Raw genomic sequence first — 16,490 nt, 5'->3', positions numbered from 1 at the left:
CAAAATGGGCGATTTTTTATTTTCTCATTTTATTTAATATTACACGTTAAGCATTTGTCCGAAAACGCCCTGGTTTTCAATTAATTGTTGGCGTTTTCCTTGTTCGATGATTTTCCCTTGGTTCAGGACGATGACATAGTCGACTTTGCGGATTGTATTCAGGCGATGGGCGATGATGAAGCTCGTACGGTCCTCCATCAGCTTCTCGAGTGCTTCCTGAATATGCAGCTCTGTCACAGTGTCGATACTGCTTGTCGCTTCATCCAACAACAGAATTTTCGGATCTGCCACAAAGGCACGGGCGATTGATAACAGCTGTTTTTGACCTTGAGAAATCTGGCTGCCGTCCGCACTTAAAATCGTATCGTATTTTTCCGGCAGCTTATCGATAAATGTATGGGCATTCGCTTTTTTCGCGGCCTCATAAATTTCCTCATCTGTTGCATCGAGTTTTCCGTACCGGATGTTTTCTTTAATCGACATTTCAAACAGGAAGGGATCCTGAAGGACGAATGCCATTTGACTGCGCAAACTCGCTTTTGAAATTTCTTCTATTTCCATATCGTCAAATACAATTTTTCCGTCGGTTTTTTCATAAAGTCCTGTCAACAGCTGCATGATTGTTGTTTTCCCGGCACCGGTTTGACCGATCAATGCAACCGACTGTCCGGATTTCACCTCAAAGGATACATTTGACAGGGTAGGGGAGGAAGCTTGCGCATCATACTGGAACGAAACATTTTGGAATCGAACATTGCCGAGCAGTTCCACATTTTCCCCGTCAATTTCATCTTCTTTTTCATCCATGATCAGGAAAACACGTTCCGCTCCGGCCAAAGCAGATAGGACGGTGTTGAACTGGTTGGCCAAATCATTTAACGGACGGGTAAACTGTCGTGCATACTCTGTGAAAATAATAATTGTCCCGATGGAAATATGACCGTAATAGGCAAATAAACCACCGGCCAATGCGACAATCGCAAAGCTTAAACTGTTCAAAGTATTCATCACTTTCGGAATGAAACCGGAATACGTTAACGCCCAGAAACCGACTGTGCGGATGCGAGAATTTTTCTCGTCGAACTGACGCAGCATTTCCGTTTCCTGTGAAAAGGCTTTGACGACATGCTGACCGGTAATGGATTCTTCGATTAATCCGTTCATTTCCCCGATCGCTGACTGCTGCTGTTTAAACAGCAGACTTGTGCGCTTGGTAATCCAGCGCATCCCGTAGAACATGAGCGGTACGATCAGCATTGTAATCAGCGTCAGTAATGGGCTGAGCCAAAGCATGACGGCAACCGTACCGGTTAATGTCAAAATACTTGATACCACCTGGATAAAGGCACTGTTTAATGTCGAGCTGATTGTTTCAATATCGTTCGTCGCACGGCTCATTAATTCCCCGTGTTTTCGTTTATCGAAAAAGCGAAGAGGGAGCTTGAAAAAGTGACCATATAGCTGTGTACGAATTCGAAAGACGGTTTGCTGGGCGATGCTGACCATCCAGTAGTTCTGGAAATAGCTCGCCAAACTGTAAAGTAAATATACGACCGCAAGCCCATACAGCCAATATGAAAGCTGGCTAAGTGAACTGCCGTCAATAAACTGGTCGATCAGTCGTCCGATGATGAACGGGCCGATCAATGCGAACGCTGAACTTAATATGACAAGCAGCAGAACGATAAACAGGAGCATTTTCTGTTCGGCTACAAAATCGAAAATACGCTTCAATGTATATGTCCAGTTTTGGGCACGTTCACCTTTTTTCTTCCTACCGCTTGCGTTTTTGATTTGTTCTTTTGTGATGATCGGTTCATAGTCGAAAAACTTCATTAGGCAAGCACCTCCTGCTGAGAAGCAACAATTTTTGCATACAGATCGTTCGTTGCCATTAATTGGTCATGAGTGCCAAACCCATGCAGTCGGCCTTCATCAATAAGCAGTATACGATCGGCCGTTTGCGCTGTCTGGATTTTTTGGGTTACGACAAGCATTGTGATGGCCTCCTGATCAAGTGCCTCCCATAATTTCTGCTCTGTCGAGACATCCAGCGCTGACGTACTGTCATCTAAAATCAGTAATGACGCCGGTTTTAACAGGGCACGGGCAATTGCCAGACGCTGTTTCTGCCCACCGGACAAGTTAATCCCACGCTGTCCGATCATCGTCTCATACTGTTCATCAAAGCTTTCGATCGAGTGATGAATTTGCGCTTTTTTCGTTGCATCAAAAATTTGCTCAATTGTTGCATCATTTTGCCCCCATCGTAAATTATCCACAATCGTACCCGAAAACAGCAGGGATTGCTGCGGAACATAGGAAATCGACTGGCGTAACTGCTGCAATGGGATATCCTTAATATTTTGATCATTAATAAAGATGTTACCACTGCTCGGTTCGTAAAAATGCTCAACCAATTGTAAAATAGTCGATTTTCCTGAACCGGTTGCCCCCATAATGGCAATTTTTTCTCCGCTTTCAATTGAAAATGACAAATTTTGAAGCGTATATTGTTCTGTTGTCGGATAATGGAATGAGACATTGTCAAAACGAATCGAGAATTTTTCAAGGACAGGAGCTTCATTTTTTTGGACTTCCTCTATACCTTCCTCGACATTTAAAATCTCTTCAATACGCTCAGCAGACGCTTTGGCGCGGGCATAAGCAATAATGATAAATGAAAAAATAGAAAATGATGCCGTCATACGGAATGCATAGTTGATAATAGCGGCCAAGTCACCGGCAAGAATATCATTCTCGCGGATCGCCTCTGCACCAACCCAAATGACAATCAGCAGACTGATATTCATAACAAACTGAAGAACAGGCAATGCAACTTCCATAACACGTGTCGCTTTGATCGTATCGAATTTCAGATTCTCTGCAATGGATAAAAAGCGGCTTTCTTCATATTGTCCACGCATGTACGCTTTAATCAAACGGACAGCCTGCAAACCTTCCTGAAGCTGGCGGTTCACAAAATCAAGTCGCTGCTGTACTTGCGCGAACAGCTTGATTCCGACTGATACCATCCATATAAGAAAGATAAGCAGAAACGGAAAGCTGACACATAAAATGAGGGCAAGTTTCGCATTGATGACAAATGCCATGATAAGCGATCCAACCGTCATTAACGGAGCTTTCATCGCAATCCGCAGCATCATAAAGACGATATTCATCGTTTGGGTAACATCGCTAGTCAGACGTGTAATGAGTCCGGAAGTAGGGAATGTCAGGTAAGTCGCCATCGTCAGTGATTGTATTTTACTGTACAATGCTTTGCGCAGATCAAAGCCGAAACTATGGGCGACATGCGCAGAGAAGAAGGAGTTGAGTACTCCGCTTAGGAAAGAGAACAGGGCTAAAGCAAATAAACAGCCACCCCAGAACGCGACATTATGTAAGTTTTCTTCAAGCAGTCCTTCATTGATCATCCTTGCCATGAAGAGCGGCTGGATCAGATCGCTCGCCAGTTCCATCAGCATCAGGAAAAAAGCGAGTGCTGCAGGCCATTTATAGCGCCTCATAAATTGAAAAATCGTTTTCATTTGTTAACTCCTTATAATGAATTCACTGAATTTTAACTCTATTATGCCATTTCATCTATCGGAACTCAACGAAAATATTTCGAGACTCTAAATATATTACGGGTATCAAAAAGGGGAGTTACTGTAAAAGTGAATTTCCTTTTACATAACTCCCCGAATCTTCAATTAATCATGAACTAATGTTTGTGCTACAGCCGGATTTTTCTCGACTTCATGCAGCTTGTTGAAAGATGCGATCGCTACTTCCACCATCTCGTCTTTCGGCTCTTTTGTCGTTAACAGCTGCAGCCATAATCCGGGATAGCCCAGGAAACGTAAAACCGGAATTTCACGAACGGCATTTGTCGCCTGTAATACTTCAAAAGAAATACCGATGACAACCGGGATTAATAAAATACGGCTCACAAGACGAACCCAAAGCGGATCGACCGGTACGAAGAAATATGTAAACATACCTACAATTACGGTAAATAAAATAAAACTTGAACCGCAGCGATAATGAAGTCGTGATTGTTTTTGTACATTTTCGACCGTTAAGTCAAGGCCTGCTTCATAGCAGTTAATGACTTTATGCTCGGCACCATGGTACTGGAATACACGTTTAATCAATGGCGTCATCGAAATAATTTGCAAATAGCCAAGAAGCAAAACTAATTTAAAGCCAGTTTCGATTAAAATCTGAACCGTTTTCCCCGGGAACCAAGGTTTTAAAAATTCTGCCAAAAACATCGGCACTAATGTAAAGACAAACTTACCGAATAAAAATGAGAGCACACCAATAACGGCTACTCCTAAAATCATCATTAACTTCGAAGGCTCTTCACCATTGTTATCTTCTTCTTCACCTGGTGTAACATCATAGCGGTCAGAAGCAAACTGCAAATGGCGTGACCCAAAGCCTGCCGATTCGATCAATGCGACAACACCGCGTACGAACGGAATTTTCTTCAGCTTTTGAAAAATAGGCTTTTTCTCTTTTTTTACATGGAAATAATCGATGGAATCGTCATTTCGACGGATTGCCGTTACCATATGGTCCTGACCTGTGAACATAACACCTTCCAAAAGCGCTTGCCCACCATATACTGGCGCATTATTACTCACTTGCTCGACACCACTCTCTTATAAAATTTCAATCTATTTTTAGTCGGGAGAATGGAATCTATCCATCTCTTTTCTTTGTTATACCCTCATATTGTACTAAATTTTGGAGAAAAGCACTATCCATTCGAATAGTTTTTTTACAATCGGTCATACTGAGTCAAAAAAAGGAGTTTTTGTCATGCATCTGTTTGTCACGGCATTATTTACATCATTTATTGTGACTGTCAGCTTAAAAGGCCTGCACTTATTTGATTTTATTAAATGGCATCCGGTTTCATTTCTGAAAAAATTGGAATGGTTCGAGTGGACGGCTTTCGAGAGATGGGTCATTTTATTTTTAATTATCGCCATTGCTGTTTTTATATTGTTGGTTGTAACTCAGCTGCTCGTTATGGTACCGCCGTTTTTGCTGTCAGTTATTTTGGGTGTTGTCATTGCAGCAATACTGGAATGGCAAATTTTAAATCTACCTATTGAATGGTCATCATTCAAAAAATTCTCCATCCCGTTTTTCGTTGTAGTGGTGACGTCGATGCGCCTAATCGTAGAAACGGCCAGATACCGTACAATTACATTATTTCGTTAGTCGAAAGTATTGATGTCTGAAAAGTCTGTGATAAAATAGGGACAGTATAAAAAGAAGCGTTCACAATGAAGCTGCTTGTATTCAAGGTCCCTTTTACCACCTTGAAAAGCGTATTTTCAGGGACTTCTAAATAAGAGTATTGCATCGCGTGACGCCAAAGTTTCTTGAATGAAAGCAGGGGGAAATTTGCAGAAACGGCAATTTAACGGCCGGCTGCAAGTTTTCAATACAAACAAAAGGGGAATGAAAACAAATGAAACTTACTAAATTACGTCAAGCACTAATTGAGAACAATGTCGAAGCAATACTCATAACAAATGAATACAACCGCCGTTATATGACTGGCTTCACAGGCACATCGGGTGTTGCGGTTGTTTCCCAGCAGGATGCTGTATTTATCACAGATTTCCGCTATACAGAACAAGCATCAGAGCAAGTAAAGGAATTCCGTGTTGTTCAGCATAGCGGTCCGATCCATGAAGAAGTGGCAAAACAAGTGGCGGCAATGGGTGTAAAATCATTGGCATTTGAAAAGGATGCCATGCAGTATGGTACATATGAAGTATATAATTCGGCAGTGAATGTTGATTTCGTGCCAGTTTCAGGTTTAATTGAAAAAATTCGCTTGATTAAGACTGAAGAAGAGATTAATATTATTAAGGTTGCATGTGAAATCGCAGATAATGCATTTTCACATATTTTAAATTTCATCAAGCCTGGTATTACAGAGCTTGACGTATCGAATGAATTAGAATTTTTCATGCGTAAACAAGGTGCTACAAGTTCTTCGTTCGATATTATTGTTGCGAGCGGATTACGTTCTGCATTGCCGCACGGTGTTGCGACAAACAAAATTATCGAAACGGGCGATTTTGTAACACTTGATTTTGGTGCTTACTATAATGGTTACATTTCGGACATTACACGTACAATCGCTGTAGGCCAACCATCAGAGAAGTTGGTAGAAATGTACAATGCTGTGCTCGAGTCTCAGCTTCTTGCGCTTGAAAAAGTTGGTCCGGGTATGACAGGGATCGAAGCGGACGCTGTAGCACGAGATTATTTGAAATCAAAAGGCTTAGGCGAAGCGTTCGGTCACTCGACTGGTCACGGTATCGGCCTTGAAGTGCATGAAGGACCTGGGTTATCATTCCGTTCCAATACGGTACTTGAGCCAAATATGGTTGTAACAATTGAACCGGGAGTATACATTCCTGGAGTTGGTGGCGTTCGAATTGAGGACGATATTTTAATCACAAAAACGGGTAATGAAGTACTAACACATTCGACTAAAGAATTAATCATTTTATAATTTGGAGGAAATAATTCATGATCTCAGTAAACGATTTCCGTACAGGTTTAACAATTATCGTTGACGGTAACTTATTCCGCGTACTAGAATTCCAACACGTAAAACCAGGTAAAGGTGCTGCATTCGTACGTTCTAAATTACGTAACCTGCGTAACGGCAACGTAACAGAAAAAACTTTCCGTGCTGGTGAAAAAGTAGAAAAAGCAATGATCGAAAACCGCAAAATGCAATATTTATATGCACAAGGTGATGAGCATGTATTCATGGACTTAGAGTCATATGACCAAACAACATTAGCTGCTGCTCAAATCGAAGACGAACTTTACTACTTATTAGAGAACATGGAAGTTCATATCCAAACATATGCAGGTGAAATGTTAGGTCTTGAATTACCAAACACAGTAACTTTAGAAGTTGCTGAAACAGAGCCGGGTATTAAAGGCGATACAGCTTCAGGCGGTTCAAAGCCAGCTAAAATGGAAACAGGATTAATGGTAAACGTACCATTCTTCGTTAACCAAGGCGACAAATTAATCATCAACACAACTGAAGGCACTTACGTTTCTCGCGCATAATCGCACTGAAATAGAAGTGATGAAGGCAGGGATATTGTAGCAATACAATATTTCTGTCTTTTTTGTTATGTAGCTTAGGAAAAAGAAAAATATCCCAAATTATAGCTTGGTAATAAAAGGGTAGGTATAATCGAAGAAAGGAGAGGATTGTATGGTGGCAAATTTACCGATTGATAAACCGATTGTACAGGCGCCAATGGCAGGTATTACAACCCCTGAATTTGTAGCGGCTTGCTGTGAGACAGGTGTATTAGGTTCGATTGGTGCCGGTTATTTAAACGGCGAAGATACAAAGCAATTTATACAAGAAGTGAAAGCATTAACCGCAAAACCTTTTAGCGTAAATCTGTTTGTACCGGAACAGCCGAAAGCAGATGCCCAGTTTCTGCAATACGCACGAGAGGCATTACAACCTATCTGTGATGAGCTGAATATCAGTCTTCCGGCAGCTATTCCTACATCCGACGTGTTTCAAGACCAAGTACAGGCGATTCTTGAAGAAGATGTAAAGATCGTTTCCTTCACATTTGGTTTACCTGATGTCGCAACATTATCAGTACTTAAACAAAAGGGCATATACTTGATCGGTACGGCAACTTCAGTGGAAGAAGCGATTGCAGTCGAACAGGCCGGGCTGGATGCAGTCGTTGTACAAGGAAAAGAAGCTGGCGGTCACCGGGGGTCATTTATACAACCAATGTCACTTCATTCAACCGCTGACCTGCTGAAAGCTGCAAAAGAAAATGTTTCAATCCCTGTTATTGCAGCTGGCGGAATTATGACAAAGCCACAAGTCACTGAGCTGCTTGCAATAGGGGCATCGTATGTACAAATCGGAACAGCATTATTGACGGCAACCGAATGTGCGGCTCCACAACTACATAAAGAGGCGATTTTAACTTCCGGTCAACATGCAACGACATTGACGAAAGCATTTACCGGCAAATATGCGCGCGGATTGAAAAATAAATTTACCGAGCAATTAAAAGAAGCGACTACCGCTCCATATCCGGTCCAGCATTATTTAACACAACCGGTCCGGAAAGAAAGTGCCCTCCAAAACAACCGTGAATATATGTCTCTTTGGATGGGGGAAAATAGCTATTTGGCTAAAGAAGCATCCGTTAAAGAGATTATCGAAACTCTCTTACCGTAAAATTTTTTACACTGACGACAAAGGATAAAAACTTTCTCGTCGGTGTTTTTTTGTGCTTATTTGTTTGGATATTGCATATAGTTTCGTTAAGGAAGGAGGGCTTTATTGGAATTACAAGATGTGCTTCGTGTTGCAGGGATTGGGTTGATTATCGCACTTCTTCATTTATTCTTCGAGCATCTAGGAAAAAAAGAGTTTTCATTTTTCTTGTTTTTCATTGCGTACCTATACATGACGATTGAATTAATTCGATTTTTGCGCTTGTTTTTTCAAGAAATTGTCGTATTTTTTCAATGGTTGACGGCCGTCTAACTAAATGATTGCGCTATTTGCAAGTGTCATTTATTTAGTTCTGTTTTTATTTTTAAAACAGACGATGGACAAGCTGCATTCAATCATTGTCGTCATCGCTTTCTTTATTTTTTTCCAATTTGTTGTCCGAGAGCAACTCATCCCGCTTTGGCAGCGACTCGCAGTTATTTTCAATAATGTTCCGTACAGTAAGGGACTGCTTTTCACGGCATTACTCTTTTTGCTGAATGAATTAATCTGTCAGCTATTAGATCAATTTGAATATGAAGCTTTTGCAACATTAGTTACGTTGTCCATTCGCATGACCGCAGTGTTATATTGGATCAATCTGCTACAACCGAAATTTCAGCTATTAATCCAATTATTAGAAAGGCTACAGTAATGCAGACAATTTATTCGATTTTTACAGAACCGATTCAATCTTTATTGTTTTCCTTGCTGCTTGTAGCGATTTATATTTTGATGTATTTACTGCTACTTGCTTTAGTTCCGAATGAAACCGTTTTGATTGAACAGTTATTTATCATTTTGTTTATCGTAGTATTTGCGCAAAATGTCGTCGATGCTTTTGTTGTGTTGTATGAGCTCATTGCCATACTTCAAAATTTCTTTATGGCGATTTTGCCGATCATGTCATTTATGCTGCTGACGATTCAAACCGTTTTTACGGCGATTGCATGGAACCCGATTATCATCCTATTTGTCCAAGTTATTCTATTTGTCAGTACAAACGTAACAATACCTGCTCTTGTCCTCGCATTAATATTTGATGTATGCACAAAAATATATCCTGCCATTTCCTTTTCAAAAGCTGCAGATCTTATACGCTCTTCCATATTAAGCGTCATGATTGCGTCGGTTGTTGCATTGACTTCGATTTTGACGCTTTCCGGTATCGCCTTCATCCAGCTGAATGATGCACTGAAATCTCCTATCAAAAAATTAATCGAGCAAAATATTCCGCTAATCGGCAGTTTGATTGTGGAGGGTCTGTCTTTTTTCCAAAAAACCCAGTCAACGGTTTCGACCTTTGTCGGACTGTCCTTTTTAACAATTATTTGGGGGGCGGCTTTTTATCCGGCGACGGTGCTGTTGCTGCACGCACTGCTGTTTAAAATTATTGGTGCCATTATAGAACCGTTTACCAATATGCGTATGAGCGGTCTGTTTGATGATGTTGGAAAGACGATGTTTGTATTATGTGCAGTCGCATTTTTGCTTGGCTTCGCGATTATGTTCATCGTTCTGTTATTTATTTTCTTTATGCAGATGTCCATGGGGGGAAAAACGTGATCCAATTATTTCTTTTTATTTTACTGGGCAGCAGTCTTCTCATCTTTGCCGATGAGCGGCAATGGCAAGTATACGTAAAGCTCGCACTGTATTTATTCGTGACAAGCACAATTCTTTCATTCTTTGCATAACCGGTTTGTTTCGTTCATACATTATGTTGAAATCTAGTAGAGAAGGGGGCGTATACGCTTAATAATGTGGAAAAGAAACAAGCGAATCGTCCTATCTTATTAATTGTCATTGCCGCGGTATTTATTATTTTTTTATTCATGTTTCAATCACAATCGGAGAAAGGGGAAAGTTATAACTCAGATGAGGAACAGCTTGCCAAATTATTAAGTGAGATTCAATCAGTCGGACAAGTACAAGTTTATTTTCACTATGATCAACAAAGTGAACAGCAATTTTTGTCTGTCTCACAACAGCAAAAGCTATCCGGTGTCATCATTGTGGCACAGGGGGCGAATAATACCGACGTGAAAACCATGCTAAAGGAAACAGTTGGGCATGTTCTGCAAATTCCGTCGCATCGTATTCAAGTAGTGCCAATGCAAATTAAGGGGGAAAACAAGTGAAAGTGAAAAAGCGAACAGTATGGTTCTTAACAGTAGTAAGTTTGGCTGCGGTAATTTCTGTATTTTACATTTTTGAAGACAATACACCGAATATTTTAACGATCTTCTCTGATGAAACAATTGATGAAACAGATATTTTAGGGGTTAATCAAAACCTGACACAACCAGTGAACTCAGAAAGCGACTTATTCCAGGAAGTACGTTTAGAGCTTGCGAACAAACGCAGCCAGCAAAAAGAGCAGTTGACACAAAAGATTGCTGCTGATGAATTTACAGCAGAGGAAAAGAATGAGGCATTCAATGAAATGGATGAACTGATCAAATTGGAATCATCGGAAGCGATGCTGGAAATGCTGATCAAATCAATTGGCTATTCAGATGCCCTTGTCCGTATTGATGGAGATAAAGTAGCTGTACGAGTTATGTCAGATGAAGTATCGGAGAAATTGGCAGACGAAATTTTATATGTTGTACGCTCCGAATTTAAAGATTATGTAAATGTTAGTGTAGAATTCGAACCTTTTAATTAAAATGACGTCATATTATAGTAAAGCAGTAAATGTGTTATATAGCAGTTGCAAATATTTTTCTTTGTCTTAATATATGATTGTTCTGCTTTATGCCTATTTTTGAGCTATTTAAAATTATTTGTTTCAAAATAGTCCGAAAAATTATAAAATAGGGTTTGTATTGTTATTACTTTTTTTTAAGGGAGAGTTAAGAATGTTCAAAGTTCAAGAAATCCGAGAAATTATTAAATTAGTAGATGCTTCATCTATCGACGAGTTTGTATATGAAGCGGACGGCGCAAAGGTTAAACTAAAGAAAAACAACGGTGTTACAGAAGTAGCAGCTCCTAAAAAAGTACAAGAAGCAGCACCGGTTGCAGCAGCAGTTGCAGCACCTGCTCCAGTACAAGTGGAAGCGGCACCAGCACCAGCTCCTAAAGCAGAAGCACCAGCAACACCAGTAGAAAACACGGCTGATTTACATAAAATCACGTCTCCAATGGTTGGAACATTCTATCAGTCTCCAAACCCGGAATCACCAGCATATGTAAAAGTAGGCGATAAAGTAGGCGAAGAGTCAATCGTTTGTATCGTAGAAGCGATGAAATTATTCAACGAAATCGAAGCTGAAGTAAAAGGTGAAATCGTAGAAATCTTAGTTCAAGATGGCCAATTAGTAGAATACGGTCAACCATTATTTTTAGTAAAAGCTGAATAAGGAGCGTATATACAAATGAAAAAAGTATTAATCGCAAACCGAGGCGAAATTGCAGTACGTATTATTCGTGCGTGTAAAGAGCTAGGTATTCAAACGGTCGCAGTATATTCTGAAGCAGATGCGGATGCATTGCATGTAAAACTTGCGGATGAAGCATATTGTATCGGACCAAAGTTATCGAAAGATTCGTATTTAAGTTTCCCGGCAGTTTTAGGGGTAGCACAAAAAACAGGTGCTGACGGAATCCACCCAGGATATGGTTTCTTGGCGGAAAACGCAGCATTTGCTGAAGCTTGTGAAAACGCGGGTATTAAATTTATCGGTCCTTCTTCGGATGCGATTAAAATCATGGGTATTAAAGACGTTGCACGTGACACTATGGAAGCGGCAAACGTTCCGTTAGTTCCTGGTACAGGCATTGTGCCGAGTATCGAAACAGGTAAAGAATGGGCTGCGAAAATCGGTTACCCGGTCATCATTAAAGCAACTGCTGGTGGTGGCGGTAAAGGGATCCGTGTAGCACGCACAGAAGAAGATCTTGTAAAAGGTATCGAAATTACTCAAAAAGAAGCAGCAGCAGCATTCGGCAACCCTGGTGTTTACTTGGAGAAATTCATCGAGTATTTCCGTCACTGCGAGATCCAAGTATTAGCGGACAGCCATGGTAATGTTGTACACCTTGGCGAACGTGACTGTACGGTACAACGCCGTATGCAAAAGCTTGTAGAAGAAGCGCCGTCTCCGGCACTATCTGAAGAGCGACGCGCAGAAATGGGCGAAGCCGCTGTTAAAGCAGCATTAGCTTGTAACTATGAAGGTGCTGGTACTATCGAGTTCATCTACGATTACCAGGAAGATCGTTTCTACTTCATGGAAATGAACACACGTATTCAAGTTGAGCACCCTGTAACAGAAATGATCACAGGTGTTGACTTAGTACAACAACAATTAAAAATCGCTTCTGGTCAAGAACTGCCATTCAAGCAAGAAGACATCAAAATTAACGGCTGGGCAATTGAATGCCGTATTAACGCCGAAAATGCATACAAAAACTTCATGCCTTCAGCAGGTACTGTAGATACGTATGTAGTACCGGGCGGTTATGGTGTCCGTATCGATTCTGCAGTTTATGCAGGTTATACGATCCCGCCATATTACGATTCAATGGTCGCTAAACTGATCGTTCATGCTGACACTCGTGAAGAAGCAATCGCGAAAATGAACCGCGCGTTATCGGAATTTGAAGTAGCCGGACCTGGAATTAACACAACAATTCCATTCCACCAAGCTTTAATGAACAACGACGTATTCAAATCAGCGAAATTCAACACGAAGTTCCTTGAAGAGAATGATATTTTAGATGTGAAAGCAAAGGCTTAACCGGCTTTTACTCACGATTTAACCCTCTAATTTTAAATTAGAGGGTTTTTTCATTTTTTTGAAACTATTTTACAGTTTTACCGTCTGTACGTTGAATAGCTAATAAAAGACTAAGGGTGGAGGGGAAAAATTTGAATCTGGCTATTCAGGGAAATGCAACCAGGATTGTTTAATATCCCTATCTGAAAAATTGTATATATGTTACCATATATCTGAATCTTTTAATTTCAGAAAATATAAAAGGAAGTGTAATAACTACATATGAAAAAAATATTTAAACCATTGTTAGGTGCAATTGCCATTGGTGTGATAACTCTATCTATCAATAATGATCACAACGTATTCGCGAATGACATAGCAGATGCATGTGGCTATGATGTTACATCAAAGGTGAATCCGGCTAACCCAACTATGAACTGTTTATTAACTAAAACAGCCTTGGAATTTGATGTTCCTCCTGAAATTGTAAAGGCGGTAGCGGAAGGTGAAAGCGGGAATTGGCGCCATTTCGATAACAACGGCGAAGCGATCGTAACAACTGATAACGGAATCGGCCTTATGCAAATCACAAATCAGGCAGGTTACCTTGAAGAGAGATTGAAAAACGATCTTGTCTATAATATTGAAGCAGGTGTAAAAATTCTTGATGGTATGTATGATCGCCCGGATTTACCTAAAATCAATGGCGGTCACAGAGATGAGCTGGAATCCTGGTATTTCGCGGTGATGGCATATAACGGCACGAAACCGGTAAATAGCCCGATTAAACAGGCAACTGGTGAAAGAAATACAAAAGCTTACCAGGAAAAAGTCTTCGGGTTAGTTGAGGACTATGAATTGATCGATTTACAAGAGCTCCGTTTTACTAATGAAGATTTTCAATATGACTCTAACAGCGGAGAAAACATTAAATTTTTAGAGATGAACTATAACTTTGATAAACCTTTAACAAAATCAAAGTATTCGTTTGAAAAAGGTCAAAAAGTAAGGACTACAACTACTCCAAAAATTAGAACAAGTCCTACAACGAGTGTTAATAATGTTAAGTACACTTTAAATAAAGGCGAAGAGATTACTATTACCGGTCCGTTTGTATACGACGAAATGGCAACAGTAAACCACTTTGTCTGGTATCCTGTGAAAAGAAGTGATGGAACAGAAGGGTATGTTGCGTCCAGTTATCTAGATTACGTAGATTCGACATTGACACCAGCACCTGTAACACCGGTAGATCCTAAACCGGACTACTCGCAGTATTATAAAAAATATGCCGATTTCAGCAGTGCAGCTGAAGATATGATCTGGGCAATTGATAAGGGTCTGATTCAAGGTTACAGTAATGAATGGTATGCAAAAACAAATAAAAAAGAAACACTTCTAAAACCAAACAGTCCTTTAACAGAATATCACTTCCTGAAAATCTTTTTCCGCTATGCTGAAAAAGATGCATTGGCAAGTTATGAAGAAATGTCGCTTTGGAAAGATGGCGTATATCATATAGCGGAAAAATATAATCTGCCAGTATTGGGCAGTGAAAAATCAAAAGCTAAAGCGGATGAAGGCATCAAACGCGGTAAACTGGCACAATTGATGGCTTCTTACTACTATGGGAAAACAGTAAGTGAAGAAACAGCGATTCAATTTTTCATTAAGAATAGCCTTACTGTAAAGCCGAATGTTAAAGAATTCGGACGTGGCGATACGTTAACTCGCAAGCAGATTTCATCGTTTATACAGCGATATGACGCATTCGTATCAAATCAAAAATAATGAATAGTGGAAAACGGTTGCTTCCTCAGCAATCGTTTTTCTTTTTTAGCTGTAAATTATCATAATTCGGGTAAAGTATGAAAGAAGAAATATCTCATGAAGAGGATCGTAAGAACAATGAAGTAGTTTTCTGAAAATAATCAATTTTCCCTATTTAAAAAATTGGCCAGAATGGATTGCAATTTGTTATATAAACGAATATTATATATAAGTTCTTAAAAATTGTTCGTGTTTTGAAAAGAGGTATGCAAATGTTTCAGTTAAAAGAAAATGGGACAACAGTTAAGCGTGAATTATTTGCGGGATTAACGACATTTTTAACGATGGCATATGTCATCATTGTTAACCCGATTATTTTATCAGGCGCTGGAGTTCCGGTTGATCAAGTATTTATGGCTACAATTATTGCAGCAGTTATCGGAACTGGCTGGATGGCGCTTTGTGCGAACTATCCGATTGCCGTTGCTCCGGGTATGGGATTAAACGCATACTTTACTTATACTGTTGTATTAGCTTCAAATGGAGAGATTACGTATACTACTGCCTTTTCAGCAGTATTTGTTGCAGGTATTTTATTTATTATTATTAGTTTAACACCTTTCCGTGAAAAGCTTATTACAGCCATTCCAGAAAACTTGAAATTGGCGATTACAGCGGGTATCGGACTATTTATCGCGTTCATCGGGCTGCGTATGTCAGGCATTGTCGTAGCGGATGAATCCAATTTAGTGAAGTTCGGTGATATTTCAGAGCCGGCACCGTTACTGACTTTTATCGGGCTGTTTATTACAGTTGCGTTAATGGCACGCAAAGTGAACGGAGCAATTTTTATCGGTATGATTGTGACTGCGATCATTGCGATGTTCACAGGGCAGCTTTCAATCGATAAAGTTGTGGCGCTTCCGCATTTACCGGAAGGGTTGATCGTATTCAATCCAATCACTGCGATTTCAGAAGTAATTGAATACGGTCTGTACGGTGTTATTTTTTCATTCATTTTAGTTACATTATTTGATACGACAGGGACGTTAATCGGTGTATCAAAGCAGGCAGGATTATTGAAGGACGGAAAACTGCCGCGTGCACGTAAAGCGCTTGTTTCCGATTCACTTGCAACAACTGCGGGTGCGATGTTCGGGACAAGCCCATCAACAGCGTATCTTGAATCAGGATCTGGAGTTGCGGTTGGTGGTCGTACAGGTTTAACAGCATTAACTGTTGCCGTACTGTTCATCATTGCTTCATTTTTCGGACCGCTTGTAGGGTCTTTATCAGGAGTGGCTGCTATTACTTCTCCTGCATTAATTATCGTTGGTAGTCTAATGATCGGCGTCGTTAAAAATATGAAGTGGGATGAAATCGAAGAATCTTTCCCGGCATTTTTAGTGATTTTATCAATGCCGCTTACATCAAGTATTTCTACAGGGATCGCACTTGGTTTTATCAGCTATCCATTAATTATGCTTGTAAAAGGACGCGGGCGCGAAGTACATCCGCTCGTTTATATTTTTGCCGTTCTGTTTATTTTACAGTTAATCTATTTACCTCATTAAAAAAGGTGCTGCTTCTCATAGAAGTAGCGCTTTTTTTATTTGAAATTTTATTCCAAATAAACAAATGGTTTATTTTCACTTTAAATTAGATACATC

General features: G+C 40.1%; 17 protein-coding genes. 14 read left to right on the top strand and 3 right to left on the bottom strand.

Annotated elements, in window-relative coordinates; translation table 11 throughout:
• Window positions 1-39: 39 nt before the first annotated feature.
• From MKX73_RS18355 to MKX73_RS18345, 3 genes are all read right to left on the bottom strand, one after another.
• A complete protein-coding gene (locus MKX73_RS18355; RefSeq protein WP_340718695.1) occupies window positions 40-1,836 on the bottom strand; it encodes an ABC transporter ATP-binding protein in 1,797 nt (598 codons plus the stop codon).
• Window positions 1,836-3,551, bottom strand: a complete 1,716-nt coding sequence (locus tag MKX73_RS18350; protein WP_340718694.1) for an ABC transporter ATP-binding protein — start codon at window positions 3,549-3,551, stop codon at window positions 1,836-1,838. Before MKX73_RS18350 ends, MKX73_RS18355 begins: the two co-directional genes overlap by 1 nt.
• A gap of 165 nt (window positions 3,552-3,716) precedes the next feature.
• Window positions 3,717-4,604: a DUF1385 domain-containing protein gene (locus MKX73_RS18345; protein WP_445783331.1), complete on the bottom strand. Its 888-nt coding sequence runs from the start codon at window positions 4,602-4,604 to the stop codon at window positions 3,717-3,719.
• Between the two features lie 229 nt (window positions 4,605-4,833).
• On the opposite strand from MKX73_RS18345, the gene MKX73_RS18340 reads away from it, so the two are divergent.
• The 14 genes from MKX73_RS18340 (at window position 4,834) to MKX73_RS18275 (ending at window position 16,394) form a co-directional block, all read left to right on the top strand.
• Entirely contained in the window at window positions 4,834-5,241 is a 408-nt protein-coding gene (locus MKX73_RS18340) for a DNA helicase (protein WP_340718692.1), read from the top strand.
• Between the two features lie 253 nt (window positions 5,242-5,494).
• Window positions 5,495-6,553 carry a M24 family metallopeptidase gene (locus tag MKX73_RS18335; RefSeq protein ID WP_340718691.1) on the top strand — a complete coding sequence of 353 codons (1,059 nt, stop codon included), beginning with the start codon at window positions 5,495-5,497 and terminating at the stop codon, window positions 6,551-6,553.
• A 17-nt stretch (window positions 6,554-6,570) separates the two neighbouring features.
• The gene (gene efp, locus MKX73_RS18330) at window positions 6,571-7,128 is read left to right on the top strand and encodes an elongation factor P (protein ID WP_339171774.1); all 558 of its coding nucleotides are present in this window, start codon (window positions 6,571-6,573) and stop codon (window positions 7,126-7,128) included.
• 151 nt (window positions 7,129-7,279) lie between these two features.
• Window positions 7,280-8,284, top strand: coding sequence for an NAD(P)H-dependent flavin oxidoreductase (locus MKX73_RS18325; RefSeq protein ID WP_340718690.1), 1,005 nt, complete (start codon window positions 7,280-7,282; stop codon window positions 8,282-8,284).
• Window positions 8,285-8,389: 105 nt separating this feature from the next.
• A complete protein-coding gene (locus MKX73_RS18320) occupies window positions 8,390-8,596 on the top strand; it encodes a hypothetical protein (protein WP_008404269.1) in 207 nt (68 codons plus the stop codon).
• 4 nt (window positions 8,597-8,600) lie between these two features.
• A complete protein-coding gene (locus MKX73_RS18315; protein WP_008404267.1) occupies window positions 8,601-8,978 on the top strand; it encodes a hypothetical protein in 378 nt (125 codons plus the stop codon).
• A complete protein-coding gene (locus MKX73_RS18310; RefSeq protein WP_340718689.1) occupies window positions 8,978-9,889 on the top strand; it encodes a stage III sporulation protein AE in 912 nt (303 codons plus the stop codon). Before MKX73_RS18315 ends, MKX73_RS18310 begins: the two co-directional genes overlap by 1 nt.
• Complete coding sequence (locus MKX73_RS18305; RefSeq protein ID WP_303047327.1) at window positions 9,886-10,020, top strand: hypothetical protein; 135 nt, start codon at window positions 9,886-9,888, stop codon at window positions 10,018-10,020. Before MKX73_RS18310 ends, MKX73_RS18305 begins: the two co-directional genes overlap by 4 nt.
• Before the next feature lie 66 nt (window positions 10,021-10,086).
• The gene (locus MKX73_RS18300) at window positions 10,087-10,464 is read left to right on the top strand and encodes a hypothetical protein (RefSeq protein ID WP_340718688.1); all 378 of its coding nucleotides are present in this window, start codon (window positions 10,087-10,089) and stop codon (window positions 10,462-10,464) included.
• Entirely contained in the window at window positions 10,461-10,994 is a 534-nt protein-coding gene (locus MKX73_RS18295) for a SpoIIIAH-like family protein (RefSeq protein ID WP_339171764.1), read from the top strand. Before MKX73_RS18300 ends, MKX73_RS18295 begins: the two co-directional genes overlap by 4 nt.
• Window positions 10,995-11,187: 193 nt before the next feature.
• Window positions 11,188-11,691: an acetyl-CoA carboxylase biotin carboxyl carrier protein gene (gene accB / locus MKX73_RS18290; protein ID WP_340718687.1), complete on the top strand. Its 504-nt coding sequence runs from the start codon at window positions 11,188-11,190 to the stop codon at window positions 11,689-11,691.
• A 15-nt stretch (window positions 11,692-11,706) separates the two neighbouring features.
• Window positions 11,707-13,071 (top strand): acetyl-CoA carboxylase biotin carboxylase subunit, encoded by a 1,365-nt coding sequence (gene accC / locus MKX73_RS18285; RefSeq protein WP_251687032.1) that lies wholly within the window; start codon window positions 11,707-11,709, stop codon window positions 13,069-13,071.
• 261 nt (window positions 13,072-13,332) lie between these two features.
• The gene (locus MKX73_RS18280; protein ID WP_340718686.1) at window positions 13,333-14,841 is read left to right on the top strand and encodes an SH3 domain-containing protein; all 1,509 of its coding nucleotides are present in this window, start codon (window positions 13,333-13,335) and stop codon (window positions 14,839-14,841) included.
• Window positions 14,842-15,092: 251 nt separating this feature from the next.
• Window positions 15,093-16,394: an NCS2 family permease gene (locus MKX73_RS18275; RefSeq protein WP_340718685.1), complete on the top strand. Its 1,302-nt coding sequence runs from the start codon at window positions 15,093-15,095 to the stop codon at window positions 16,392-16,394.
• Window positions 16,395-16,490 lie beyond the last annotated feature (96 nt).

It is taken from the genome of Solibacillus sp. FSL W7-1436, assembly GCF_038007305.1.
GTDB lineage: Bacteria > Bacillota > Bacilli > Bacillales_A > Planococcaceae > Solibacillus.
Note: the sequence above shows the minus strand (reverse complement) of the source record. Positions and strands in the feature narration are given on the sequence as shown.